The 24,156-nt window shown below is 70.9% G+C and carries 23 protein-coding genes; 14 read left to right on the top strand and 9 right to left on the bottom strand.

What is annotated here, in order from left to right:
- Positions 1–35: 35 nt before the first annotated feature.
- Complete coding sequence (locus KVT44_RS01915; protein WP_217565822.1) at positions 36–983, top strand: peptidoglycan-binding protein; 948 nt, start codon at positions 36–38, stop codon at positions 981–983.
- Positions 984–1,281: 298 nt separating this feature from the next.
- On the opposite strand, the gene KVT44_RS01910 is transcribed toward KVT44_RS01915, so the two are convergent.
- A complete protein-coding gene (locus tag KVT44_RS01910; protein ID WP_217565821.1) occupies positions 1,282–1,941 on the bottom strand; it encodes an HAD family hydrolase in 660 nt (219 codons plus the stop codon).
- A 219-nt stretch (positions 1,942–2,160) separates the two neighbouring features.
- Positions 2,161–2,742 carry a TMEM165/GDT1 family protein gene (locus KVT44_RS01905; RefSeq protein ID WP_190168646.1) on the bottom strand — a complete coding sequence of 194 codons (582 nt, stop codon included), beginning with the start codon at positions 2,740–2,742 and terminating at the stop codon, positions 2,161–2,163.
- 470 nt (positions 2,743–3,212) lie between these two features.
- On the opposite strand from KVT44_RS01905, the gene KVT44_RS01900 reads away from it, so the two are divergent.
- The 4 genes from KVT44_RS01900 (at position 3,213) to KVT44_RS01885 (ending at position 8,455) form a co-directional block, all read left to right on the top strand.
- On the top strand, positions 3,213–3,857 hold the full coding sequence (locus KVT44_RS01900; protein WP_217565820.1) for an HNH endonuclease family protein: 645 nt from the start codon (positions 3,213–3,215) through the stop codon (positions 3,855–3,857).
- A 142-nt stretch (positions 3,858–3,999) separates the two neighbouring features.
- Entirely contained in the window at positions 4,000–5,664 is a 1,665-nt protein-coding gene (locus KVT44_RS01895) for an alkaline phosphatase D family protein (RefSeq protein WP_217565957.1), read from the top strand.
- A 285-nt stretch (positions 5,665–5,949) separates the two neighbouring features.
- The gene (locus tag KVT44_RS01890) at positions 5,950–7,914 is read left to right on the top strand and encodes an FAD/NAD(P)-binding protein (protein WP_217565819.1); all 1,965 of its coding nucleotides are present in this window, start codon (positions 5,950–5,952) and stop codon (positions 7,912–7,914) included.
- An 85-nt stretch (positions 7,915–7,999) separates the two neighbouring features.
- A complete protein-coding gene (locus KVT44_RS01885) occupies positions 8,000–8,455 on the top strand; it encodes a DoxX family protein (RefSeq protein WP_217565818.1) in 456 nt (151 codons plus the stop codon).
- Positions 8,456–8,561: 106 nt separating this feature from the next.
- Here the strand turns inward: KVT44_RS01885 and KVT44_RS01880 are convergent, their stop codons facing one another.
- Entirely contained in the window at positions 8,562–9,098 is a 537-nt protein-coding gene (locus KVT44_RS01880) for a superoxide dismutase family protein (RefSeq protein ID WP_217565817.1), read from the bottom strand.
- A 201-nt stretch (positions 9,099–9,299) separates the two neighbouring features.
- Here KVT44_RS01880 and KVT44_RS01875 point away from each other — a divergent pair, with 201 nt between their 5' ends.
- On the top strand, positions 9,300–9,935 hold the full coding sequence (locus KVT44_RS01875) for a DedA family protein (protein ID WP_099922913.1): 636 nt from the start codon (positions 9,300–9,302) through the stop codon (positions 9,933–9,935).
- Positions 9,936–10,026: 91 nt separating this feature from the next.
- Here KVT44_RS01875 and KVT44_RS01870 read toward each other — a convergent pair whose 3' ends face one another.
- Positions 10,027–10,260: a DUF2277 domain-containing protein gene (locus tag KVT44_RS01870; RefSeq protein WP_054230973.1), complete on the bottom strand. Its 234-nt coding sequence runs from the start codon at positions 10,258–10,260 to the stop codon at positions 10,027–10,029.
- A 118-nt stretch (positions 10,261–10,378) separates the two neighbouring features.
- Here KVT44_RS01870 and KVT44_RS01865 point away from each other — a divergent pair, with 118 nt between their 5' ends.
- Positions 10,379–11,338, top strand: a complete 960-nt coding sequence (locus KVT44_RS01865) for a ketopantoate reductase family protein (RefSeq protein WP_217565816.1) — start codon at positions 10,379–10,381, stop codon at positions 11,336–11,338.
- 61 nt (positions 11,339–11,399) lie between these two features.
- Here KVT44_RS01865 and KVT44_RS01860 read toward each other — a convergent pair whose 3' ends face one another.
- The 3 genes from KVT44_RS01860 to KVT44_RS01850 are packed head-to-tail and all read right to left on the bottom strand — an operon-like array spanning position 11,400 to position 13,884.
- Positions 11,400–11,990, bottom strand: coding sequence for a hydrolase (locus tag KVT44_RS01860; protein ID WP_217565815.1), 591 nt, complete (start codon positions 11,988–11,990; stop codon positions 11,400–11,402).
- Positions 11,991–11,992: 2 nt separating this feature from the next.
- Complete coding sequence (locus tag KVT44_RS01855; protein ID WP_217565814.1) at positions 11,993–13,405, bottom strand: MFS transporter; 1,413 nt, start codon at positions 13,403–13,405, stop codon at positions 11,993–11,995.
- Entirely contained in the window at positions 13,405–13,884 is a 480-nt protein-coding gene (locus KVT44_RS01850; protein WP_217565813.1) for a MarR family winged helix-turn-helix transcriptional regulator, read from the bottom strand. The genes KVT44_RS01855 and KVT44_RS01850 overlap by 1 nt, the downstream gene beginning before the upstream one ends.
- A gap of 162 nt (positions 13,885–14,046) precedes the next feature.
- Here KVT44_RS01850 and KVT44_RS01845 point away from each other — a divergent pair, with 162 nt between their 5' ends.
- Positions 14,047–15,582, top strand: a complete 1,536-nt coding sequence (locus KVT44_RS01845) for a hypothetical protein (RefSeq protein ID WP_217565812.1) — start codon at positions 14,047–14,049, stop codon at positions 15,580–15,582.
- Here the strand turns inward: KVT44_RS01845 and KVT44_RS01840 are convergent.
- Positions 15,544–16,434 (bottom strand): alpha/beta hydrolase, encoded by an 891-nt coding sequence (locus KVT44_RS01840; protein WP_308313889.1) that lies wholly within the window; start codon positions 16,432–16,434, stop codon positions 15,544–15,546. The two genes, KVT44_RS01845 and KVT44_RS01840, sit on opposite strands and share 39 nt — an antisense overlap.
- Positions 16,435–16,552: 118 nt before the next feature.
- Between KVT44_RS01840 and KVT44_RS01835 the strand changes: the two genes are divergently transcribed.
- The 3 genes from KVT44_RS01835 to KVT44_RS01825 all read left to right on the top strand — a co-directional run bounded on the left by KVT44_RS01835 (position 16,553) and on the right by KVT44_RS01825 (position 18,374).
- Positions 16,553–16,960, top strand: a complete 408-nt coding sequence (locus KVT44_RS01835; protein ID WP_217565811.1) for a helix-turn-helix domain-containing protein — start codon at positions 16,553–16,555, stop codon at positions 16,958–16,960.
- A gap of 110 nt (positions 16,961–17,070) precedes the next feature.
- Positions 17,071–17,412: a hypothetical protein gene (locus KVT44_RS01830; RefSeq protein WP_099922904.1), complete on the top strand. Its 342-nt coding sequence runs from the start codon at positions 17,071–17,073 to the stop codon at positions 17,410–17,412.
- A 74-nt stretch (positions 17,413–17,486) separates the two neighbouring features.
- Positions 17,487–18,374 (top strand): nuclease, encoded by an 888-nt coding sequence (locus KVT44_RS01825; RefSeq protein ID WP_217565810.1) that lies wholly within the window; start codon positions 17,487–17,489, stop codon positions 18,372–18,374.
- 107 nt (positions 18,375–18,481) lie between these two features.
- On the opposite strand, the gene KVT44_RS01820 is transcribed toward KVT44_RS01825, so the two are convergent.
- On the bottom strand, positions 18,482–19,009 hold the full coding sequence (locus KVT44_RS01820; protein WP_217565809.1) for a GNAT family N-acetyltransferase: 528 nt from the start codon (positions 19,007–19,009) through the stop codon (positions 18,482–18,484).
- 208 nt (positions 19,010–19,217) lie between these two features.
- Between KVT44_RS01820 and KVT44_RS01815 the strand changes: the two genes are divergently transcribed.
- The 3 genes from KVT44_RS01815 (at position 19,218) to KVT44_RS01805 (ending at position 24,100) form a co-directional block, all read left to right on the top strand.
- Positions 19,218–21,188, top strand: coding sequence for a SpoIIE family protein phosphatase (locus tag KVT44_RS01815; RefSeq protein ID WP_217565808.1), 1,971 nt, complete (start codon positions 19,218–19,220; stop codon positions 21,186–21,188).
- 606 nt (positions 21,189–21,794) lie between these two features.
- Positions 21,795–21,974: a hypothetical protein gene (locus KVT44_RS57750; RefSeq protein WP_254648803.1), complete on the top strand. Its 180-nt coding sequence runs from the start codon at positions 21,795–21,797 to the stop codon at positions 21,972–21,974.
- Positions 21,975–23,578: 1,604 nt separating this feature from the next.
- The gene (locus tag KVT44_RS01805) at positions 23,579–24,100 is read left to right on the top strand and encodes a hypothetical protein (protein WP_217565806.1); all 522 of its coding nucleotides are present in this window, start codon (positions 23,579–23,581) and stop codon (positions 24,098–24,100) included.
- Positions 24,101–24,156 lie beyond the last annotated feature (56 nt).

Genomic DNA, 24,156 nt, shown 5'->3' with positions numbered 1-24,156 from the left:
CGAGGGGGCGAGTCTCAGGGGGAGGGACCCAACGCGTGACTGAACCGAACGGGCATGTCTGCCCCGAGTGCGCCGCGCCCCGGACGCCGGACGGCACCCCGTCCTGCGCCTGCACCCGGCGCGCGTCCGACGCCCTGCGCGACGCGCGCACCGCGGAGGCGGCAGCGGCGGAGGACTTCGATCCCCTGCGCATCCGCCCGTACGTGGACCTGACAGCGAACGAGTCCGCCCCCTCCCCCGCCACCATGCGCCTGCGTACGGTGCCGTCGGAGGCCCTCACCCCCGTACGACACGTCGACCCCGGGAACGAGCCCCCATACCCACCCCCACTCCCCCTCGCGGAGGAACCTCCCCGGCGCCGACGGCGTACGGCCCTGCTGGCCGTGACCGGGGCCGCGGTGGCGGTCGTGGCGGCGGCGGGGTTCGCGAGCGGGCTGTTCTCGTACGACGCCCCCGCGCGGGACAGGGCGCTGCCGGACGACGTACGGGCCAGCGTCCCGGACCCGTCACCGACGCCGACGTCGACGCCGCCGTCCCCGTCGCCGCGATCGGGCTCGGGGTCGGCCCCCGAGAGCGCCGCATCCCCCATGACCACGGCACCCCCATCACCCAGCGGAAGTCCATCACGCTCGGCATCAGCGTCGGCGTCGGCGACGCGATCGCAGCCGCCCACCCCCTCGCAGTCACCTACACCCACACCCACGCCCACCACGGCCGCCTCCCTGGCTCCGGGCCAGGGCTCCACGGGCGATCAGCCCGCCCAGACCCTGCGCCGTGGCGACCAGGGCCCCGAGGTCACCGAACTCCAACTGCGCCTGCGCCAGTTGTCCCTCTACACCGGCAAGGCCGACGGCACGTACTCCGGTCAGGTCGAGGACGCGGTACGCCGCTACCAGTGGGCCCGTGGCATCACGGGCGACAAGTCCGGGGTGTACGGGGCGGCGACGCGGACGAGCCTCGAGGGCGAGACGCGGACGCCGTAGGGGTTCGGCGGGTTCTTCGGCTGCGGCCCGGCGGGGGTTGCTCGCGCAGTTCCCCGCGCCCCTGAGGCGGGGGCTTCGCCCCGCATCCCCCGCGCCCTTTGAGAGTGCCGCCGCGCATCGACGAGGCCGTTGAGGCCGATGGGGAGCCTGGGGCGCAGCCCCGGCCCCCAGGGGCGCGGGGAACTGCGCGATCGGCCCCCACCGGCCCGCAGCCGACGAACCCACCCGGGGGTCTGGGGGCGGAGCCCCCAGGTGCGGATGGGACGGGTAGGGGCGGCGGGGGCGAGGAAAACGGGTGTCAGGCGATGTGCAGGCGTATCGTCCCGCCCCCGACAACCTCCACCCGCACCTGCGTCAGATCACGCACGACGACATCCGGCCGATGAAAGCCGGCCCGGGGCCCCACCCCCACCACCCGCATCCCGGCAGCCCGCCCCGCAGAAATCCCGGCCCCCGAGTCCTCGAAAACCACACACTCCTCAGGCGCCACACCCAACTCGGCAGCACCCTTCAGAAAACCCTCGGGATCAGGCTTGCTCGCACCGACGGACTCCGCGGTGACCCGCACATCCGGCAACCCCAGCCCGGCGGCAGCCATCCGCGCCGTGGACAGCCCCACATCCGCGGAGGTGACAAGGGCATGCGGCACCCCGTCCAGCGAGGCGAGAAACTCCGCGGCACCCGGAATCGCGACGACCCCGTCCATGTCCGCGGTCTCCTCGGCGAGCATGCGCGCGTTGTCGGCGTAGTTCTGCTCCATGGGCCGGTTCGGCAGCAGCACCGCCATCGACGCGTACCCCTGCCGCCCGTGGACGACCTTCATGACCTCGTCCCCGTCCAGCCCGTGCCGCTCGGCCCAACGGCGCCAGCAGCGCTCGACCACGGCGTCCGAGTTGACGAGGGTGCCGTCCATGTCGAGCAGGAGGGCGCGGGCGGTCAGAACGGTGGTGGCCGTCATCGGCAGGCTCCAGAGCATGGGGGAAGGGGCCGGGGGCGTCCATTGGATCAGCACCGGGTCCCCCGGGGACAAGGCGGCCCCGCCCGCCGGTCAGGGAGTGCGGACGGGAGCCACTTTGTTTCTCTACGATACAAAACGAGAGGGATCGGCGCCACCACCTCCGACCAGGACGAGCGTCGGACCCCTCGACAACACCCCGACGAGCGGGGCACCAGTGGCTCAGGCCGCCACCGCCTCGTACAGACTCCAGACCCCCAGCGCCAGCATCAGCACGGCCGCGACCTTGGTGATGAGCTCCAGCGGAACCCGCTTCATCAGGGCCTTGCCGCCGACGATGCCGAGTCCGGCCACCGCCCAGAGCGCGAGCACCGCACCGAGACCGACCGAGAGCGGGTCGTCGTACCGGGCCGCGAGGTTCGCCGTCATGATCTGCGTGAGGTCACCGAACTCGGCGACCAGGATGAGCATGAAGCCCGCCCCCGAGACCTTCCAGAAGCTCTGGTTCGCGGGATCGCGGATCTCCTCCTCGTCCTCGCCCTTCTTCAGGAGCAGCACGGCGGCACCGGCGAGGAACAGCACACCCGTGATCGCGTGCACGATCTGCTGCGGCAGCAGGGTCAGCACACTGCCCGCGGCGACGGCGAGCGCGACATGCACGGCGAAGGCGGCGGCGACGCCCACGAAGACGTACGAGGCGCGGTAGCGGGTGCCGAGGACGAGCCCGGCGAGCGCGGTCTTGTCCGGCAGCTCGGCGAGGAAGACGACGCCGAAGACGAGCGCCATCACGGTGATGCTGATCAAAATCCCTCAATCGGTCGGGGCTGCCCCACCGAGAGTGCTGTGACTGCTACGCGACACCTCGGCACGGCAGCACACATCGGCGCCCGCACGAGGACGTACGCGCGGACAGTGCACTGCTCTGCCGAAGGTCTCGCTGGCCGACCGTGACGGTCTGCCTCCGGGCGCCGGCTCAGACGAGCTGAGCAGTATGTCGACGGTCCGGCGAAGAGCTACTCCCCTTCTGCGCCACCCATCGTACGGGATGACGAAACGAGCCGGACAGGGCCAAAGGTCCCGAGCCCCTCGGACCGGCCACACCGCCGCACCCTCGGAGCCCGCCTTCCCCGATCCACAGAAACCGATTACCCCGAACCTCTTGGCATGTCATGCCCACGTCACTAGCTTCTTACCTGTCTCACACCTTCCGGAAATGCGCCACCGCGAGCATGGGCCCGCTCGCCCCAACGTCCCCCCACCTCAAGGGAGTTCGCATGCCAAAGGTCTACGCGCGTCGACGGCTGAGCATACTCGCAGCCTTCACCGGCCTGATAGCCATGGTCGGGATTTTCAACGGCCCGGCCGCCTCCGCCGCGCTCCCCACCCCGGTCAGCGCCGCCACCGCGCGCACCTACCTCGCCTCGCTCACCGTGGCGACGGAGAACCGCACCGGCTACGACCGTGATCTCTTCCCCACCTGGATCACCATCAGCGGCACCTGCAACACCCGTGAGTACGTCCTCAAGCGCGACGGTTCGAACGTCGTCACCAACTCCGCCTGCACCGCCACCAGCGGCACCTGGTACTCGGTCTACGACGGCGCCACCTGGACCGCCGCCTCCGACCTCGACATCGACCACCTCGTCCCGCTCGCCGAGGCCTGGGACTCCGGCGCCAGCGCCTGGACCACCGCCCAGCGCCAGGCCTTCGCCAACGACGTGACCCGTCCGCAGCTCATCGCCGTCACGGACAACGTGAACCAGCAGAAGAGCGACCAGGACCCGGCCGAGTGGATGCCCCCGCTCAGCTCCTACGCCTGCACCTACGTCCGCGCCTGGGTCCAGGTGAAGTACTACTACAACCTCAAGGTCGACTCGGCGGAGAAGAGCAAGCTCAGCTCGGTCCTCAGCGGCTGCTGATCCCCGCACCGATCCCCGCACCTCTCCCCCCACGGATCCCCACCGGTCCCCTCCCCCCACGGAAACCGGCGCAGTTCCCGGAACCTCCCCGCTCATCTCCGTCGTTCCGTACCGTACGGGGCGACGGAGAGGGGTGATCACCTTGGCGGAGCTGCGCCTGGGACCGCTGTTGAGGTACGTCGACGGCTCGTCCGCGACCTTCTGGGTCGAGGCGAGCCGTCCGTGCACCGCCGAGGTGCGCTGCGCCGACGGCGCCCGCGGCTCGGCCCGCACCTTCCAAGTCGCGGGTCACCACTACGCGTTGGTGCCGGTGAGCGGTCTGACCCCGGGCACGGACACCACCTACGAGGTGCTGCTGGACGGCGTCGATGTCTGGCCGCTGCCCGGCTCCCCCTTCCCGCCCTCCGTCGTCCGCAGCCGGGGCGAGGAGGACGCCGTCCGTGTCACCTTCGGCTCCTGCCGCTGGGCCGCGCCGCCCGCCGGCGAGAAGGACCCGGTCGGGCCCGACGCGCTGGACACGCTGGCGGCCCGTATCGCGGGCGAGCCCGAGAGCGAACGGCCGGACGTCCTGGTCCTGTTGGGCGACCAGGTGTACGCCGACGAGACCTCGAAGGCCACCCAGCGCTGGCTCGCCGCCCGCCGCAACCTCGCGGACCCCCCGGGCGACCAGGTCGCGGACTACGAGGAGTACACCCGCCTCTACTACGAATCCTGGCTCGACCCGGAAGTGCGCTGGCTGCTGTCGACCGTGCCGAGCTGCATGATCTTCGACGACCACGACGTCATCGACGACTGGAACACCAGCGCCTCCTGGCTCGCCGACATGCGGGCCACGGCGTGGTGGCGCGAGCGGCTGCTGAGCGGACTGATGTCGTACTGGGTCCACCAGCACCTCGGCAACCTCTCCCCGCGCGAACTCGCCGAGGACGCCCTGTACGCCGCCGTCCGCGAGACCCCCGACGGCACCGACGTGCTGAGCGCCTTCGCCGCCCAGTCCGACGCCGACCCGGCCTCCGTCCGCTGGAGCTACCGCCGCGACTTCGGCCGCGTACGGCTGCTGATGGTGGACACCCGGGCGGCCCGCGTGCTGGCCGAGGACCAGCGGGCGATGCTGGACGCGGGCGAGGAGCGGTGGCTGCGCGAGCAGGCGCTGGACGCGCCGGGCTCCTGCGACCACCTCCTGATCGGCACCTCACTGCCCTGGCTGCTCCCCCACCTCGTGCACGAGGCCGAGGCATGGGACGCCGCTCTGTGCCGGGGTGAACGGGGCGCGCGCTGGGCCCGGTTCGGGGAGAAGCTGCGCCGCCGGGCCGACCTCGAGCACTGGGCGGCCTTCCCCGCGTCCTTCGCCGCGCTCGCGGAGCTGATCGCCGAGGCCGGTTCCGGGCCGGACGCCCCGGCGACGGTGTCCGTGCTGTCCGGAGACGTCCACCACGCCTACATCGCCGAGCCCCAGTGGCCTTCCGCGACCCCCGGAACGCCCTCCCCCCGCTCCCCCGACGCCCGCGTCCTCCAGCTGACCTGCTCCCCCGTCCACAACTCCATCCCCCTGTCCATACGGCTCGGCTTCCGCTTCGGGTGGAGCGCGGTCGGCCGGGCGATCGGCCGCCGGTTCGCCCGGCACGGCAAGTGCGACCGGCCGCCCGTCGACTGGCGCAAGACGGGCGGCCCTTGGTTCGGGAACCAGCTCATGACCCTGACCCTGCACGGACGTTCGGCCCGGCTGCGGCTGGAGCAGGCGCGGGCAGGGAAGGGCGGGGGCGCCGCCCGGCTGCGGACGGTCATGGAGTCCGAGATCGCTTCGTGAACGTCCACGGTCGTGCACCGTCGTGCACGGTCATGCGCTGTCGTCCTCTGCCGCCCCTTGTCGTCCTCTGCCGTCCCCTGTCGTTCACAACACGCTTGTGAAGCAAGCGTGATAGCTGTGCGAGAGGTGCGTGAGGGCCGCGTGAGGTACCCGTGACGCATCCCACAGCGGGCGGCGATCCTCCCGCCCGGGGCTCGGTTCGGGTTCTCGCCGACGGCATGATGAGGCGGACCGTCCGCTTCCAGGGGGCCTTCCCGTGGAGCCCCCAGCAGGCGGTTCGCCGTCATGCGCCCTCCATGCCCGGGAGTCACACCTTTGTCTGCAGTGAGCGCCGCGCCCTCCGGGACCACCCCTGCCGTCGATGTGTCCCTCGCCGTCGTCGGCGCGGGACCGCGGGGCACCAGCGTCCTTGAACGCCTGTGCGCCTCCGCGCCGGAGCTGCTCCCGCCCGGAGCACGGCTGACGGTCCACATGGTCGACCCGTCGCCGCCCGGCCCCGGCCGCGTCTGGCGCACGGCGCAGTCGCCGCATCTGCTGATGAACACCGTGGCCTCGCAGGTGACCCTCTTCACCGACGACAGCGTGGACTGCTCGGGCCCGGTCCGCCCCGGGCCGAGCCTGCACACCTGGGCGGGTGGCGAACTGGGCCCGGACGACTACCCGACCCGCGCGCACTACGGCCGCTACCTGGAGTGGGTGTTCGCCGAGGTGGTGCGCGCGGCGCCGCCCGGAGTGCGCGTCGAGGTGCACCCGGCGCGCGCGGTACGGCTCGACGACGACCCCGACGGCCGCCAGACCCTCACCCTCGACAACGGGCGCGCACTGCCGGAGCTGTCCGCGGTCGTCCTCGCCCAGGGCCATCTGCCGGCGGCCCCGGACCGTGCCCAACGCGACCTCACGGCGTACGCCGAACGGCACGGCCTGCGCCACATCCCGCCCGCCAACCCGGCGGACGTCGACCTCTCCGCCGCCGTACCCACTCCCGGCGAGCCGGTCCTGCTGCGCGGCCTCGGTCTCAACTTCTTCGACCACATGGCCCTGCTCACGACGGGCCGCGGCGGCCGTTTCACCCGCACCGCCGAGGGCCTGCGCTACCTCCCCTCCGGCCGCGAGCCCCGTCTGTACGCGGGCTCGCGCCGCGGTGTCCCGTACCAGGCCCGCGGCGACAACGCGAAGGGGCCCTACGGCCGCCACCTCCCCCTCGTCCTCACCGACGAGGCCATCGCCGGCTTCCGCAAGCGCGCCGACTCCGGTGAGGCGCCGGACTTCCTGGGCGAGATATGGCCGTTGATCGCGAAGGAGGTGGAGACGGTCTACTACGAGGGGGTGTGCGCCGGGCGGTGGGAGCGTCCGAGGCTGCTGGAGTTCAGGGACCGTTTCCTCGCCGCCCCGCACCGGAGCCCTCAAGAGGCCCGCGTCCTGGACGAGTTCGGCGTCCTGGAGGGCGAGCGCTGGTGCTGGGACCGCGTTTCGCGCCCGTACGCCGGCCGCGACTTCGCCACGCCCGGCGCCTGGCGCTCCTGGCTGCTGGCGCATCTGCGCGAGGACGCCGAGCAGGCCGCGCTCGGGAACGTCGACGGTCCCCTGAAGGCCGCCCTGGACGTACTGCGCGACCTGCGCAACGAGGTGCGGCGGATCGTGGACCACGGGGGCCTGCCGGGCGGCTCGCGGCGTGACCACCTGGACCGCTGGTACACACCGCTCAACGCCTTCCTCTCCATCGGGCCGCCCCGCCGCCGCGTCGAGGAGATGGCCGCGCTGATCGAGGCGGGTGTCCTGGACGTCCTGGGCCCCCGGCTGGAGGTGCGGGCCGAGGACGGGGCGTGGGTCGCGCACTCCCCCGACGTGCCGGGTTCGACCGTGCGCGCGACGACGCTGATAGAGGCGCGGCTGCCGGAACCGGACCTCAGGCGGACGGGCGACGAGCTGCTCACCCGGCTGCTGAGGACGGGCGGGTGCCGCCCGCACACGAGCGACGGTTACGAAACCGGAGGGCTGGACGTAACACCGCGCCCCTACCGTCTGATTGACCGTCAAGGTCGTGCGCACGCACGGCGGTTCGCCTTCGGGGTGCCTACGGAGGGCGTGCACTGGGTGACCGCGGCCGGGGCCCGGCCAGGGGTGGATTCGGTCACGCTTTCGGACGCCGACACGGTGGCGCGGGCCGCGCTACGTGCGGCGACAGCGGAAACGGAAGCTCAAGCGGAACCCGGAGCATGGCTAAATGTTGAACTTGCAAGCATTGATTAGGTTCACCTAACGTTGGTGACTCACTCGGTTCCGCCCCCAGGATCCGGTTCCCCACGGACCGGACCAGACCGAAGGAGTCCCCCACATGACCAACCGCCTCAACAGCGCTCAGCCGTACGCCATCGGCCTGTTCCGCATCGTCATAGGCCTGCTCTTCGCCGTGCACGGCGCCGCCTCGCTCTTCGGTGTCCTCGGCGGCGCGGCCGGCACCGACGGCGGCTCCATCCCGTCCGGCACCTGGCCGGGCTGGTACGCGGCCGTGATCCAGCTCGTCGGCGGTGCCCTGGTGCTGCTGGGCCTCGGCACCCGCGGCGCGGCGTTCATCGCGTCGGGCTCGATGGCGTACGCGTACTTCGACGTGCACCAGTCGATGGCCCTGTGGCCGATCCAGAACGGCGGCGAGCTCTCCGTGCTGTTCTGCTGGACCATGCTGCTGCTGGTCTTCACCGGCTCCGGCGCGCTCGGCCTCGACCGTCTCTTCGCCGGGCGCACGGCCGCGTCCCGTGCGGACGAGCGTGCCTCGGAGCCCGTCGCGGCCTGACCCGGCCGCCACCCGGCCGCAACCCGGGACGGCGCCCACCTCCCTCACCCGGAGGTGGGCGCCGTCCCGTACCGCGCTCTCTCAGGCCGTCCCGTACGGCCCTCGCTCAGGCGGTCCCGGCGACCCATCCGAACGGGACGGTGAAGCACGCCAGCCGCGCGCCTCCCGCGCCCGGCCCGTCGTAGAGCACGACCGAACCGGCCCCGCCCGGCCTGAAGCCCCAGTCGTGCCGGCTCCTCGCCTCACCCGTCCCGTTCTCGTCGGCGGTGAAGTCCAGCCACACCTCGTTGTCCGGATCAGCGTGAGCCGGGTCCGCGAGGTGCTGGTAGACCCCGCCCGCCGCGGCCGGATCGGCGGCGCAGGACTTCTGGTGCACCCGCGCCCCGAACGCGTGGCCCGCCCTCACTCCGGTCACCCGCAGCCGTACGGTCGTGGCGCCTCGCTCGTCCATCAGCTGGCTCACCTCGATCCAGCCGGCCGCCGGAACGACCCGCATGTCGTACGTCAGCGCCGCCGACGGAACGAAGGCGCCGGGCGGCGCGAACCGCGCGTCCGTCGTCATCCAGTAGCCGTCCGCTCCCGCGCCGCCACCCACCGTCAGTACGGCCGACGCCAGGGCGCCGGCGATCATCCCTGCCACCATCGCTGTCCCACTCCTCCGATACTCGTCCCCGCCCTGACTTCGCCCCTCCCCTACTCGCTCCCGCCGTGAGGAGCACATGAACCCCCAGTGACCCTCCTGTCACACCCGCCGCGTACGCTGTATGGCTGTCACAGGCCGCCTGCCGCTCCCCCGCGACGTAGCGGCGAGGTCGTGCCAACGGGGGAGTACAGGGGAGTTTCGGTGTTGGAGAGTGTGGGGCCGCTGACGGGCAGCCCATGGATCTACGCGGCGGTGGCCGTCTCGGTCCTGCTGGACGTCTTCCTGCCGGTCCTGCCGAGCGGCGTCCTCGTCATCACGGCGGCCACGGCAGCGGCGGCGGGCTCCGCGGGGGCCGCCGTCGGGCAGGCGGTGCCCAACATCATGGCGCTCACCCTCTCCGCGGCCACCGCCTCGGTCCTCGGCGACCTGGTGGCCTACCGGCTGGCCTGGCGCGGCGGCGAACGTCTGGACCGGGCCATAGCCCGCTCGCGCCGGCTGTCCAGCGCACAGGAACGTCTCGGCGCGGTCCTCGCGCGCGGCGGCGGCGCCCGGGGCGCACTGGTCGTCCTCGCCCGCTTCGCGCCCGCCGGACGCTCGGTCGTCTCGCTCGGCGCGGGCGCGGCCCACCGCCGGGTCCGCGAGTTCCTGCCGTGGTCGATCGTGGCGGGCCTGGCCTGGGCCGCCTACAGCGTCGCCCTCGGCTACTTCGGCGGCCAGTGGCTGGGCGCGAGCTGGTTCGCGACCGGGGTGTCGTTCCTGGCACTGTTCGGCGCGGGGGCGGGCGCGGCGTACCTGATGCGCCGTCCCGAACCCCAGGAGTCGGGCACCGGCGCCTGACCCACGAACCAGCGGACACGCGGACACGCGGACACGCGGACCTGCGGATACGCGGACCTGCGGATACGCGGACCTGCGGGCGCGTGAGGCGCTATCCGGCGCGCTGCGGCTGAGCGGCTCCCCGTACCTCCAGGCCGTCCAGCAGTTCGGCCGTGGCGGCGGCGATCGCCTCGACCGCGCGGTCGAACACCTCACGGTTGTGGGCGGCCGGGGCGCGGAATCCGGACACCTTGCGGACGTACTGGAGGGCGGCGGCCCGGATCTCCTCCTCGGTGGCCTCTTCGGGGAGCACGGGCGGGCGGAGTGTCTTGATGCTGCGGCACATGCGTCCAGTCTCGCGCACACCTGTGGGAACCCGGGGCGTCGGTCCTGTTGCCGTAGCGGGATGATCTACGTCGAGGCGGCCACCTTCCGGGGCCGACCGACGAGAGGATCGAACAGCCATGACGAAGGACCAGTCGAAGGAACGGGCCGACGAACGGTCTCAGGAACGGTCGACCGTGGCGGTACTGGGCCCGGGCGGCGTCGGCGGACTGCTGGCGGCGCTGGTGGCCCGGGCCGGACACCGGGTGATCTGTCTGGCCGGGGACGAAACGGCGCGGGCGCTGCGCACGGACGGCATCCGCGTCCGCAGCGGCCGGTTCGGGGACTTCACCGCGGCCGTGGAGGCCGACACCGAACTGCGCGAACCGGTCGACGCCTGCCTGATCACCGTCAAGCACACGGCGCTCGACGCGGCCCTGGAGCGGGTACGGCCGGACGTGCTCGGGGACGGCCTGCTGGTCCCGTTCCTGAACGGTGTCGAACACCCCGCGACGCTGCGCGCCCGCTACGGCGCCGCCCGTGTCGCCCCCGCCGTCATCCGCGTCGAGTCGACCCGGACCGCCCCCGGGGTCATCGAACACGGCAGCCCCTTCGCCGAGATCGACCTGACCGGCGAGAGCGTGCCGCGCGGCCGACTGGACGCGCTCGCCGGGGTGTTGGCGGCGGCCGGCCCCACCGTCCGCGTGCTGGACGACGAGGCGGCGACGCTGTGGGCGAAGATGTCGTTCCTCGCACCGTTCGCGCTCCTGACGACCCGTTACGGGGTACCGCTGGGCGAGGTCCGTACGAGCCACCGCGAGGAGTTGACGGCCCTGGTGGCGGAGACGGCCGCCGTCAGCCGGGCGTGCGGCGCCCCGGCGGACCCGGCCGTGGCCCTCGCCCGCTACGACGCCTTCCCGCCGGACACCAAGTCCTCCATGCAGCGCGACGCCGAGGCGGGCCGTCCGCTGGAACTGGACGCGATCGGCGGCGCGTTGCTGCGGGCCGCGGACCGGCACGGGGTGGCCGTGCCGGTGGCGCGGGGGCTGGTGCGGGAGTTGGAGGAGCTGGAGGAGCTGGAGGGCAACCGCCGCCACTGAGCCCGACTACGGCTCACCCTGACTACGGTTCACCCCGACTACGGTTCACCCGACGCGCGGCTCAGGCGTGGCTCTTGGCCAGCACTTCCAGGATCTCGTCCGTCGTGCCCGTCTCACCGAGACGCGGGAAGATCCGCTCGACGCTGTTGCGGTGGGTCTCGGCGTCGATGTCGGACATCGCGTCGGTGGCCAGGGTGACGTGGTAGCCGTGCTCGTGGGCGGCGCGGGCGCTGGACTCGACGCCGATGCTGGTGGCGATGCCGACCACCACGATCTGGGTGATCCCGCGGCGACGCAGCTGCAGGTCGAGGTCGGTGCCGTAGAACGCGCCCCAGTTCCGCTTGGTGACGACGATGTCCTCCGGGTGACCGGCGAGCTCGTCGACGAGGACGTCCCAGCCCTCCGGCCAGACACGGGGGGCGCGGGCGGGGCCGTCGATGCGCCCGGGGACGCCGTCCGCGCCGTCGGCGGCGGCGGTGACCCGGACGAGGACGACGGGGAGGCTCTGCTCGCGGAACGCGTCCGCGAGCCGGGCCGCCCGCTCCACGACCTCGGCGGCCGGGTGCGGGGCGAGGCCCGGGTTTCCGGCGATGCCGTTCTGCAGGTCGATCACGACGAGCGCGGTCTTCGGGTCGAGCGTGGTGACAGCCATGGTCAGGCCTTTCGGGGGGTGGAGGGCGCGAGGGTGCGCAGGGATCGGTCGAGCAGGGTCACCGCCAGGAGCAGCGTGGCTCCGGCGAGCATGAAGAGGGCCAGGTCGTGCAGGCCCCCGGTGTCGGCGCCATGGGGGAAGACGGCCGCGTCGGCGGCGGAGGCGACCATCGCGCCGAGGTACATGAAGGTGCGCAGGAGTCCGGCCGCGGAGCCCATGCGGGCGGGGTCGGCCTGCCGGTAGAGGGCGTTCTGGTTGGCGAGGCCGTTGAGGCCCTGCGGGATGCCCATGACGATCCCGACGGCGCCGAGCAGCCAGATCGCACTGCCGGAGTTCGCGCCCAACAGCGCGGCACAGCCGGCGATCTGCACCAGACTGCCCACGACGAGCTTGCCCCGGATCGCCTCGCGGCGCCCGGTGACGGCGGAGACGGCCAGCGCGCTGAGCGACAGGGGCAGCAGTACGAGTCCGGCGGTGGCGGCGGACAGGTCCCGCCCCTCCTCCAGCCACTGCGTGAAGCCGTACAGGAACGCGTACGCCGTCGTGAAGCTGAGGAATTGACGCAGGAAGGTCGCCAGCATGGGGACGTTGCCGCCGAGCACCCGCAGGTCGATGAACGGCTCCGCGACGCGAACCTCCCGCAGGGCGAAGGCCGTTGCCGCGCCGACGGCGAGGACGAGCAGCCACCAGTGGTCGGCCCGCGGTTCCATCAGGAAGAACATGAGGGCGGCGAGCAGGCCGGCGAACAGCGCCATGCCGAGCGGATCGACGCTCCGCCTCTCCCGCCGCCCGCCCGGGCTCTTCGGCAGCCGCAGCACACCGAGGACCAGACAGGCCCCCGACAGCGGCACGTTGACGAGGAAGATGGTGCGCCAGCCGCCCACGCCGATCAGCAGTCCGCCCAGGGTGGGGCCGACGACGGAGACGGTCTGGGCGGAGACGGCGAGCGCGGTCAGCACTCCGGCCGGGCTGTCCCGCCCGGTGCGCTCGGCCTCACTGCGGGTGAGGCTCATCGAGGCGGGGTAGGCGGCGGAGGTGCCGACTCCTAGCAGCACCCGGGCGGCGACCAGCGCGCCGAGGCTCGGAGCGAGGGCGCCGAGCAGCCCGGCGATCCCCACGAGCGCCGTCCCGATGAGATAGAGACGACGAGGTCCGTACGTGTCCACGAGCCGTCCGATGACGGGCTGCCCCACGGCGGTGGCCAGGTAGAGCCCCGTGACCAGCCAGGCCGTCTGCGCGGGCGGTGCCCCGAGCGCGGCCCCGATCGGCACCAACGCCACCGCGATCATGGCGGAGTTGATGGGGTTCAGCACCGACCCCAGGACCATCGGGGCGATCAGCCGCCGGTCGAAGGAGTCCGCGGGGCGGGGGCGCGAGGCCCGGTCGGAGCGAGCAAGCCCGGATATCTTGGGCATCACGGCCGGGTGAGCCGGTCCAGTACGGCCATGGCCTCGATGACGGTCTGCCGCTCGGCCTCCGTGCAGCGGTCCTCGAAGGCCCGGGCCAGCCACTCCGCACGAGCCTGCCGGGTGCCCTCGATGCGCTCGCGCCCCGCCTCGGTGAGCGTGACGAGCTGCCGCCGGCCGTCCCCGGGGTCGGGGTTGCGCTCGATCAGCCCGTACTGGTCGAGCGCGGCGAGCGTGGCGGCCATCGACTGCGGGCGCACCCCCTCGGAGGCCGCAAGTCCACTGGCCGTCGCGGCGCCGCTCTTGCTCACCAGCGTGAGCGCGGACACCTGGGAGGGCGTGAGGTCCTGCGCCTCACCCTCCGTCTCGGCGACTTCCCGAATCCGCCGCCGCAGCCGGTTGAACGCGACCCGCAGATCCCGCGCGGCACGGGCGGCGGACCCGGAGACGCCGTCGACACCTTCGGTGTCATCCCTGCTGTCGTCCATGCCCCCACGCTAGGACCTTCAGTTCAGACTGTCCAGTTCAAACTGCACAGTCTGGGCTGAGCAAATTACTGGGCTGAGCAATTTCTGGTGATACGGGGAGCCAATGGAACCGGAAAGAAATCCACGGGCGCTTCCCGCCCGCCCCGGGCAGGATGTGCCCCCGTGAACCACATCCTGTGCGGGCTCGCCGCCAACCCGGCCCTCCCCTCCGAGCTGGTCGACCGGCTGATCACGGTCGCCGACGACGAGATCGCCGCGGAACTCGCCGCCCGCCCGGGCCTCGGCCGCGCCCAGGTACTCGCGCTGGCCGCCCGCGACGAGGACACCGCCGTACACCTCGCGTACGAGGGACGGCTGACGTCCGCCGACATCGACCCCGTGGCCCGGCCGCAGGCCGCGCTCGCCCTGCTCGACACGAGGGCCGGCCTCCCGGAGTGGGCGCGCCGCTTCGCGACGGATCCGGTCATCGAGCGCCGCGCGAAGCTGGCCGCCTGCCCGGACCTTCCCCCCGATGTGACGGACACGCTCGCCGCCGACTCAGAGATCGCGGTGGTGGCCGAGCTCGCGCTGTGGACCACGCCGGACATGGCCGCCCGGCTCGCGCGACACCCGCATGCGGAGGTCCGCCGCGCGGTGGCGGCCAACGAGGCGACACCGCCGGCCGTACTGGAGATGCTGCTGACCGGGGACGGGCTGCCTCCGGCGCGGCGCTGTCTGGTCTGCGACCGGGAGCGGACTCCGGCCGCTCACGCTCGCCCGCATCCGCATCCGCACCTGCACCCGCACCCGCACCCGCCCGACGACCTGCCGCCGGGCGCGTTCTGCACCGGTTCCCACGAGTCCACCGTGCACGACATGTGGCGGCAGGCACTGAGCAACCCGGCCACTCCCGCCCGGGCCGCCGCGGGCTTCGCCGGCCATTCCTCGGCGCTGCTGCGCTGGTCGCTCGCCGGCCGCCCCGATCTGCCCCCGGAGGTATGGGGACGGCTGGCCGACGACCCGCTGCCCGGCATACGGGGCGACCTCGCCGAGAACCCCGCGGTCGACGCCACCCACCTGCGCGCGCTGGCCACCGACGTGAGCCCCGACGTGCGGCGCAGCCTGGCCCACAATCCCCGTGTGCCACTGGATCTGCTCACCTCCCTGGCGGGCACCGCCAAGATCGGCGCGACCCTGCTGCCACGGATCGCCGCCGCCACCCCTGCCGAGGTCGAGAACCTGGCCGAGTCTCCCGACCCGGCCGTACGGATGCTCCTGGCCGCACGACGTGATCTGCCGCCCGGGACACGCGACGCGCTGGCCGCCGACACCGACGCGAAGGTGCTCAAGTCCATCGCCCCTCACCCCGGCCTCTCCGAGGCCCGGCTGCGCGACATGATCGACCGTCACGGAGTCCGGGTGCTGGCCAAGGTGGCGACGAACCCGGACGCGTCGCCGTCCCTCCTGGAGTACGTGACGAGACACGACCCACCGGTCCCGAAGGCGTTCCGCGAGGTGGCCCGCCATCGCAACGCGACGGCGCCGGCCCTGCTCGCCTGCCTGACCGACCGACAGGCGCGACCGGTGGCCGCCGCCCACCCGTCCCTGCCCGTACCGGTCATCGTCGAACTGCTCAGCGACGCCGAGGGCCGCGTGGCGGAGGCGGCCGCGGCCAACCCGTCACTGCCGCCGGCCATGATGCTGAAGCTGACCCCTTGACCCCGCCGGGGCAAGGAACGGCTCCAGCAGACCGAGAAGCCGGTCCGGGCGGTGCAGCGGGATGATGTGCCCGCAGTTCTCGATGACGTGGCCGATCAAGTGGTCGGTCACCGGCCGCAGTTGTTGTTCGAGCGCGCTGCCCACGGGGTGGGCGCCGATGGCCATGGTGGGCACGGTCAGCCGGGCCGTACGGACGGCGTCCTGGATCTGCCGGGAACTTTCGGGCAGGGCCCGGTAGTACGAGAAGGCGCAGCGCAGGGCCTCGGTCCCGGTGTACGCGTGGACGAAGGCGTCACGGACGGCGGGATCCACCCCCTGCCCGAGGGTGCCCGCGTCGAGGAACCAGTCGATGTACCGGTCCTCGTGCCCGGTCAGGACGGATTCCGCGAGGCCGGGTTTCGCGAGGCCGGATTCCGCGTGGAAGCCGAACCACCACGGCGCACCGTGGGCGAGGAACTCCTCGGCGCCCGGCAGCCTGCCCACCAGTGACTCCATGACGACGAGTCGCCGGACGAGGTCGGGGCGGCGCATGGCGAGCAGGAAGGCCGGCGGGGTGCCCGCGTCGATGCCGACCACGGCGGCCGAGGTCTCTCCGAGGGCGTCGAGGAGGGCTTCGGCATCGGCCGCGAGCGTACCGGCGTCGTAGCCGTCCGCCGTGCGCGCGCTCGCGCCGCATCCGCGCAGGTCCGGTGCGATGACTCGGTACCGCCCGGCGAGCCCGTCCAGGACATGGGTCCACAGCTGCCAGGTGTGCGGGAAGCCGTGGAGCAGCAGAACGGCCGGGCCCTCGCCGGCCAGGGCCACGTTGAGTTCGACACCGTTGGCTTTGACCTGCCGGAGTGCGACGGACACGAGACCTCCAGGTACTGGGGGGCGGTTACGAATGGTGACAACCAAAAACTAGGTAACTAACCTGGAGACGCCAAGACCGCACTTCCACGACAGGTAGTGAGCCCCAGGTGACCCCCTCATGACCCCTTCTCCGCCACAGCCCCGCGACGGGAACCGCGGGGATCTGTTCGATCCGCAGTGCCCGACCCGTCGCCTGCTCGACCGGATCGGTACGAAGTGGATGTCGATGGCCGTCAAAGTGCTGGCGGAGGCGTCCCCGGAGGAGGTGCGCTTCGCGGAACTGCAGCGCAGGATGCCCGGGATCTCACAGAAGATGCTGTCGGTCACTCTCCAGGGCATGACCCGCGACGGCCTGGTCGACCGCAGGGTGGAACCGTCGGTGCCGCCGCGCGTGTACTACCGGCTCACTCCGCTCGGCCTGTCACTGGAGGGCCCGCTGGCCATGGTCAGGGCCTGGGCCGAGGAGCACATGGCCGAGGTGGACCGAGCCAACGCGCGCAGCCGCGAACTCGCCGACGACGACTGACCGTTCGGGCCGCCGCGACAGGAAGCCGTCCGCCCTGGACGCCCCACCCGTTCGCGTGAAGTCCCCGAAGGAACTCGCACCTCAAATTCGAACAGGCGTACCATTGCCGCGTGGCTGCGACCTATGACTTCCCGAGTGACCTCCTGGCAGGCCAGGAGGAGCTGCACCAGGTCCGGGCGGAGCTCCTGGCCCTGCTCAAGAGGCTCCCCTGGTCGGTGGAACCCCTGGACGGCTTCAGCGACGACAAGGGCTGGCGCAAGGTGGAACGCCCCGCCTCCCCCGGCTGGACACCCGACGAACAGGCCGAGGTCGAGAAGCTCCGCCAACGCGAACGAGAACTCGCCGTCTTCGTCACCTGCCACCGCTTCTGGTCGGAGGTCGCCCCACCGGACACGGTGGACGCCCGCACGAAGCTGAAGCACGCCCACGAAGGCCCGCCACAAACGTCGTAATTCCGTGCCTCTCCGGGTACGAGGGAGCCTCCGCGCGGCAACAATGAGTCACCGGCGTTGACGCGGAGGTACTCATGCCCATGCTCCTCATCGAAGGCGACTACCGGATCCTGAACGCGAAACCGGACGGCGACACCGTCCGCTTCGACCCGCACGACGCGGCCTTCTGGTACGACATCCCCGGCACGCACAAGATCGACAAGACACACCGGAACAGCCGTGGCGGCGCCAACCTGCGGCTCGACGCGATCGACGCGCTGGAGACCCACTATCTGGGCACGGGCCCGCACGAGGTCCACCAGCCGCTGGACCTCGCCCACGCCGCCCGGGACGAGCTGCTGGGCTGGCTCGGTTTCACCACCGTCCAGCACGTCGGCGAGAAGGTCACCGCCAGCACCCCGGAGAGCGTGCCCGGTTTCATCCTGGCGAGCGCGATCGACGTACACAGCCGCTGCGTCGCGCTGGCCGGTCGCGGCGCACCACCCGCGGGGAAGAAGAGCGGCGACTGGATCACCGTGGACGTACCGCTGCTCCGCACCACCGCCAACCACCACCTGCTCACGCTCGGCCTGGTCTTCCCGACCTTCTACTCGAACCTCTTCCCCGACCTGCGCACCGAGCTGACCACGGTGTCCCAGCAGGCGAGGTCGGCGGGCCTCGGCGTATGGGCCAAGGACACGACGACCACCGGGGCGGCGATCACCGGCCTGTCCTCCCTCACGGACGACCTGGTGCTGCTCCCGAAGCTCTTCCGCCGCCTCGCGGACCACCTGCGCTTCGCGCCCGACTCCTCGCTGGACTGCTTCCCCAGCTACCTCTTCGGCGGCGCCGACCGATTCCGCATCCTCTCCCAGGGCCCCACCGCCAAGACCCTCACCGGCCTGCACCACGTGGTCGAGGTCGACGGCGGGACGGTACGCATGACCCACCCGATCGAGGACCTGGTCTTCGCCGAGGAATGACGGGGCCGGACGTCCGACCGTCAGAACTCTCGACCGTCAGAGATCTCAACCAACCGTCAGAGCTCTCAACTGTCTGAGCGCTCTCCGACCACCAGAACTTTCGGCCATCAGGGCTTCAGAAGTCCGCCCACCCACCAGTCACGCGGTTCACCCCTGACCACGGTGCGATGGCGCAGCGTTCCCTCGACGGTGAAGCCGAGCTTCTCGGCGAGTGCGCGGGAGGGCACGTTCCCGACCATCGCCCACCACTCGATCCGGTGTGCCCCGAGTACGGCGAAACCCCAGTCGCACAGGACCCGGGCCGCTTCCGCGGAGTACCCCCGGCCGCGCTGCTCCTTGGCCGCCCAGTAGCCGAGTTCGTAGACCCCCTCGGAGAGCCTCGTCAGACAGAACGAACCGACCAGCGCACCGTTGTCCGACCGGAAGGCACCCAGAATGTGGTCGCGATCCCCGGCCCAGCCCCGGGGCGCGGTCTCCCCGACGTACTTCTCGGCATCCTCACGCCGAAACGGTGACGGCGCCGGCGTGTAGTACTGGATGTCCTCGTCCTGACAGGCCGCGTACACCGCGTCCGCGTCGGAGGGGTCGAAGGGCCTGAGCAGAAGTCGCGCGGTCTCCAGAGTCACGGGATCCATGGCCGCAGTATGGCCAGCACCCACAAGCGCGACCACCGATTTTCCGGCGCCCTCGGGTCCCGCTACGGCATGTCCGGCGCGGTCCTGATCCAGCGGCGGAGCACCAGGCCGACCTGGGCCTCAGATCTCCATCGTGCAACCCAAAGGCGCGGCAAAATGCGCGATTATGGATGAAGGGGCTGTTCTGTAATGGGCCAGGGAGCCGCAGATGGACACCTCGGACGAACTCCTTCAAGGGGCTGACCCGGCGGCTCTTCTGACGCTGGACGGTACTATCCGCGGCCTCAACGCCGCGATGGCCGCAGCACTGGGCAGGTCTGCGGAGCAGTCCGTGGGACGTGACTTCGGTGATCTGTGGCCCGCAGGCCAGCGAATGTCGGCCGAGAGCCTCGTGGCCCACGCCGCCAAGACGAAGGCGGTCACGATGCGGGTGCTGGACTTCCCCGCGCGCGACGGAGCACCCGTTGCCAGCTTGATCGAGGCGCGGCCGGTCGAGGATCCCACCGGTGACGAGCAGTTGGTCTGGGTGCACGCACTGGATGCGCGGAACGACCTGACCAGTCTGTTGATCCCGTTCCGGATGGCCACCACGGCCGCCCACCTCGGCCTGTGGATGTATTCGCCCAATGACCACCAGATGGAGTGGCTCGGTGGCGCACCCGCCGTGGCCGCGCTCTTCCCTGATCCCACTACGTCGCTTTCCAGAGTGGTATCGGCGGTGCACCCTGACGACCGGGAGGCCTTGCGGCAGCTCCTGCGCTCGGCCTCCACCCAGGAGTCCCCCTGGGTGAAGGTGCGGTACCTCCCCCAGCACGAGGGCTGGCACCAACTGGCCGCCCAGACCCGTCGGATCCAGTTGGGATATGGCGGCCCCGAGCGGATCTTCGGGCTGGTCCGAGACGACACCAAGCAGGAGAAGCGCAAGGAGGAGGCGCAGGCCGCACTGACTGCCGAGCGACAGCGCGCCAAGGACATCGCCGACTTCTCTTCCGCCTTGATCACCGCGGCCACGGAGCAGGAACTGCAGCAGGTCGTCCTGACCCGGCTCGCCGCAACCTTCGGCGCCAGCGGCGCCCTGCTCGCACTCGTCGACGAAGGCCGCCTGCGCGTCTCCACCGATGCCGGGATAGCCATGTGGGAGGCCGGCGTCCTGCACGGCCTGCCGCTGGACCATCCGAGCGCCCTGCCCGAGTCGATCCGCACCGGCAAGCCGCAGTTCATCCCCGACCGGGAGGATTACATCCGCCGCTGGCCACACGGGGCCGAATTTCCGCGGCTCGGCCGACTCGGCTCCGACTACGCCACCTCGATCACCCCCCTCAGCGAGGCAGGCAATCAACCGCTCGGGGCATGGCTGGTGACCTACGGCAGCGGACACCAGCCATCCCTGGATGAGCGGACCCTCATGGGTACTCTGGCCGACCTGGCAGGCCAGGCACTGAGGCGCATCAGGTTGCAGCAGGCACGAGTCGAGCTGGCCACGGCGCTGCAGAAGACCATGCTCCCCAGGCTGCCCGAGCACCTCGCGGGCCTGGAGGTCGCCGCCCGCTACCGGCCGAGCCGGGACGGGCTGGACATCGGCGGAGACTGGTACGACGCCTTCGAGATGCCCGACGGCGCGGTCGCCCTGGAGATCGGCGATGTTCAAGGGCATGACGTGGACGCCGCCGCCCTCATGGGACAGGTGCGCTTGTCCATGCGCGCGATCGCCGCCCAGGAACGGGATCCGGGGACCGTGCTGATGCGCACCAACGAGCTGCTGACGACGATGGTTCCCCCACGATTCGCCAGCTGCACCATGCTGCGTTTCGACCCACGCGACGGACAGGTCATCGGCACCAGCGCCGGCCACGTGCCGTTGCTGTGCGCACGGAAGGACGGCAGCCACAGCGTCCACGAGCTGCCGGGCGGCCCGGTCCTGGGAGTCGTGCCCGACACCGAGTACGACGAGGAGACCTTCACCCTGGACGAGGACAGCGCGCTGGTGATGGTCACCGACGGAGTGGTCGAAGGACCGGGCCTCACGTTGGATGCCGGACTGGAGCGAGCCGGAACACTGGCCGGCGCGGCCCTCCACGACGGACTGAACGCCGAGCAGACCGCCGACCGCGTCCTCGACGCCGCGGTCGCGGTAGACCACCTCGACGACGTGGCCGTGCTGGTCATCCGACGCACATGACGCCACCCTCGCCCTCACACACCCGCCGCCCCCGTCGAGCGCTGCTCGATCTCGCCGAGAAAGACCAAGGCCCAGACCTCCGGGTACCCACCCGCTGATCTGGGCCTTTCTCGTGTCCTAGGACTGGTGGGCGCGGACGGTTTCGAACCGCCGACATCCGCCTTGTGAGTTCGATCACTCTGTGCCATAGCCTCCTGGAACGCGGTTCTGGGTTTGCCATTCGTTCCGACCGTGGTCGTCCCTGTCCGCCACTGTTCGGCGCCGTTGATGTCAGCCGGTGATGTCAGGCGGACAGCCTTAGTGGGTGCGATCCCGCCCCGCGTTGGCTCTGGCCCACCTGGCTGGCTAGGTTTTGGCACGACCATCGATCGTGGCGAGTGGAGAACACAGGTGCAGATCGCAGGCGTTGAGGTGTATGTCAATCACCCAGTGCTCCACCTGGGCGCGACTGACTGGGTTCCGACCTCCCTCGACCTGGGAGACGCGGATGCGGCAAGCTGTGACACCCATGTCGCAGTCCGCGTACGGCCTCAGCTGGATCTCATCCGAGTGCGCGTCTTCCGGAACTCCGACGATCCCGCGGGGGCCGATCCGAGATTTACGACCGTGTTTGACGGCCAACTCCTCCTGCCGGATGGGCGCCTGGCTGTCGGCGACGTCGAGGGGCTCACCCGCTTCGTACGCCTGGTGGGGGACCGGGGAGCCTGGAACGTCCGTGTGGCGGTGGACAACCCGGGCTGGGAGGCTCGTGCCATCGATGTGACTATTGGCTGGCCCGGCACGTAGCTCGATCAGCGGCCTGCGGCTCACGACGTACCCCGGAGTGCGCAACACTGCGGCGGCCGCGAGCACAGCAGAGACCGCTGTGGACCTCAGCTTGGGAAGCTCAGGGCATCTGGGGCTTGCTCCGGGGCTGATCTGCGACGGAGGGACGCAGACGCCTGCTGGACGGTCGATGGGTTCCCCGCTGTTCCCCGTACAACCTGGCACGCATCTGGCACGAGCCTGATCACGAAGTTGGCTTCACCGCATGGCCTAGCGCGACGAGGCCGACTCCGACTGCTGTCAACGATGGATGCTCGAACCCGGCGCATGCAATGAGCAGGGCACCCGCTCCCCAGAGCCTCGGCTGTAGAACGTGGCGCTGTAGCCATCGGCCCGGCATCCGTCCGAGGAGCAGGCCATGCAGGCCGACAACAACACACGCGAGCCAGAGCGTCCCGACCAGAATCACCAGCGGCAGAAGAAAGCCCGCAAACGATGTCACCATGGTCGTCCCCCGGTGGACTGGTTGCTTCGCTCCCTGCGCGGAAGTTTGGCACGTCCGTGCGAGCAAGACGGATAGACCTCTTCGTCCCGAAGCAACTTGGGTGGGCGCTCGGCCTTGGGTCGGTGTGCTCTTCACTTGCGCTGATGGTCCGCAGGCATCCGGGGGCCTGGTGCGGCTCCCGGTGCGCGGGATCAGCGCACGTCAGCTCAGTTCTCCAGGCTTAGGCATGGCCATACCAGTGTGTCGCAGATCGAATGGTGCGACCTGCGACTGTCGCTCGCTACGGCTGTCGTTAGTAGTCATCACCGGTCGCCACTGAGCGGCGTTGGACGGCCCAGGGACGGCCCAAAAGCGATCACTCGTCGACTGCCCACCACTCGTCAAGCCGGACCCTGACCTGGTGGTTGTGGGTGGCGTGCCATAAGAGCTCCTCGCTAAAAAGGCCCCCTAGGGCCGGGCGGTCCACATCCTGCGGCACCGCTGTGATCTCTGCCAGCGCCACAACATCCGGCATCGCTCGGGCAGCTCCGCGGCACGCGCTTCACCAGTCTTGTGTAACTCATTGAGCCTCCGCCAACTTGAAGTCGCAGGTCAAAGGGCTGGTGTGACCGGTACTCAGGATGCTCACGCTGGTCGTGGGCGGGAGTCTCTGGAGTGGATCGTCTGTCAGCGGTTGACTTCGAGGTCCGCCGTTCTCCGCCAGAGGCGCGCAGCCGAGCATGTATCGTCGGGCGGCAACTGGGCCCCGGCTGCTTTCCTCAGACGCTGTTGCCAATTCGGGGTCTGCTTCGCCCCGCTGATCATTGGTCGAGTGGGGGCGCAGGCAGTGCCCAGTACTGAACCGTCCGGACGCCGTGGAGCGGACGGTCGAGGCGTTCACCAACGGCCCGAATAAGTCGACGCCCGAGCAGGCGTAGGAGCTGAACGAGGTGATCCGCACGTGCATCTGTGATCACGAAACCGCACAGGCAGCCCCAGTCAGCTTCTCGGCCGGCGGGGGCTTCGTCGTTTCTACCGGCCCGCTGCCAGTGGACGGGAGGGAACGGCCAATTCCACGACTGAGAACCGGACAAACAGCGGAAAGTTCGCGCCACGGATCTTGTGTGGCGCCTGTGAACCCATGAGGGTGGTCGGCGGCGCAACACGCGTTCGATTTTTCTTAGGGGGAAAAGTGAAAGCACGTTTTGTCGTCCCGCTTCTCGCGGCGGGGGCCCTGCTGGTGCCGGCTGCCACGGCATCGGCTGCGGCAGCTCCGAGCGGCAGCACGGGAAGGGCCGTCGCGAGGACTGCTGCCTTTCCCGTGTGGTGCACGTTCCAGGGTGAGAAACCGTTCCAGGTCACCCATGGCGGCCCGCTGTACGCCCAGGGCCATTACACGGGTTGCTCAACTCCGGCACCCGACCAGTGCCGGGTCCAGGTCGATCTTCAGGAGTACGTGCGCGACGGGTACTGGCGCGCGGTGAAGCACAAGGACAGCGGGTGGACGAGGTGCAGCGGGCGCTACACCACTCCAGGGCTCACGTGCGTGCATGATGGAGAGAAGGAAACGTACAACACTCAGGTGACCCTTCAGGTCGAGTACCACGGACGCTTCAGCGAACCCGGAATCGCAGACACGCACAACACCGTGATCGACTGCTGAAGTCCGTTCACCCGTAACGGCCTGCCGGATTGCTTCGGTAGGCCGTTTTCGGCTTC

Source organism: Streptomyces sp. GbtcB7 (assembly GCF_019091445.1).
GTDB classification, from domain to species: domain Bacteria; phylum Actinomycetota; class Actinomycetes; order Streptomycetales; family Streptomycetaceae; genus Streptomyces; species Streptomyces mirabilis.
This window is presented reverse-complemented; position numbering and strand designations above follow the sequence as displayed.

What these genes read in the sequence shown, in the direction of transcription:
- KVT44_RS01890 (WP_217565819.1), top strand. Translation starts at nt 5,950, where the DNA reads ATGCGCCCTCCATGCCCGGGAGTCACACCTTTGTCTGCAGTGAGCGCC.
- KVT44_RS01870 (WP_054230973.1), bottom strand. Translation starts at nt 10,260, where the DNA reads ATGTGCCGCAGCATCAAGACACTCCGCCCGCCCGTGCTCCCCGAAGAG.
- KVT44_RS01880 (WP_217565817.1), bottom strand. Translation starts at nt 9,098, where the DNA reads ATGGTGGCAGGGATGATCGCCGGCGCCCTGGCGTCGGCCGTACTGACG.
- KVT44_RS01820 (WP_217565809.1), bottom strand. Translation starts at nt 19,009, where the DNA reads ATGGATCCCGTGACTCTGGAGACCGCGCGACTTCTGCTCAGGCCCTTC.
- KVT44_RS01900 (WP_217565820.1), top strand. Translation starts at nt 3,213, where the DNA reads ATGCCAAAGGTCTACGCGCGTCGACGGCTGAGCATACTCGCAGCCTTC.
- KVT44_RS01825 (WP_217565810.1), top strand. Translation starts at nt 17,487, where the DNA reads ATGCCCATGCTCCTCATCGAAGGCGACTACCGGATCCTGAACGCGAAA.
- KVT44_RS01835 (WP_217565811.1), top strand. Translation starts at nt 16,553, where the DNA reads ATGACCCCTTCTCCGCCACAGCCCCGCGACGGGAACCGCGGGGATCTG.
- KVT44_RS01865 (WP_217565816.1), top strand. Translation starts at nt 10,379, where the DNA reads ATGACGAAGGACCAGTCGAAGGAACGGGCCGACGAACGGTCTCAGGAA.
- KVT44_RS01815 (WP_217565808.1), top strand. Translation starts at nt 19,218, where the DNA reads ATGGACACCTCGGACGAACTCCTTCAAGGGGCTGACCCGGCGGCTCTT.
- KVT44_RS01855 (WP_217565814.1), bottom strand. Translation starts at nt 13,405, where the DNA reads ATGCCCAAGATATCCGGGCTTGCTCGCTCCGACCGGGCCTCGCGCCCC.
- KVT44_RS01850 (WP_217565813.1), bottom strand. Translation starts at nt 13,884, where the DNA reads ATGGACGACAGCAGGGATGACACCGAAGGTGTCGACGGCGTCTCCGGG.
- KVT44_RS01860 (WP_217565815.1), bottom strand. Translation starts at nt 11,990, where the DNA reads ATGGCTGTCACCACGCTCGACCCGAAGACCGCGCTCGTCGTGATCGAC.
- KVT44_RS01910 (WP_217565821.1), bottom strand. Translation starts at nt 1,941, where the DNA reads ATGACGGCCACCACCGTTCTGACCGCCCGCGCCCTCCTGCTCGACATG.
- KVT44_RS01885 (WP_217565818.1), top strand. Translation starts at nt 8,000, where the DNA reads ATGACCAACCGCCTCAACAGCGCTCAGCCGTACGCCATCGGCCTGTTC.
- KVT44_RS01805 (WP_217565806.1), top strand. Translation starts at nt 23,579, where the DNA reads ATGAGGGTGGTCGGCGGCGCAACACGCGTTCGATTTTTCTTAGGGGGA.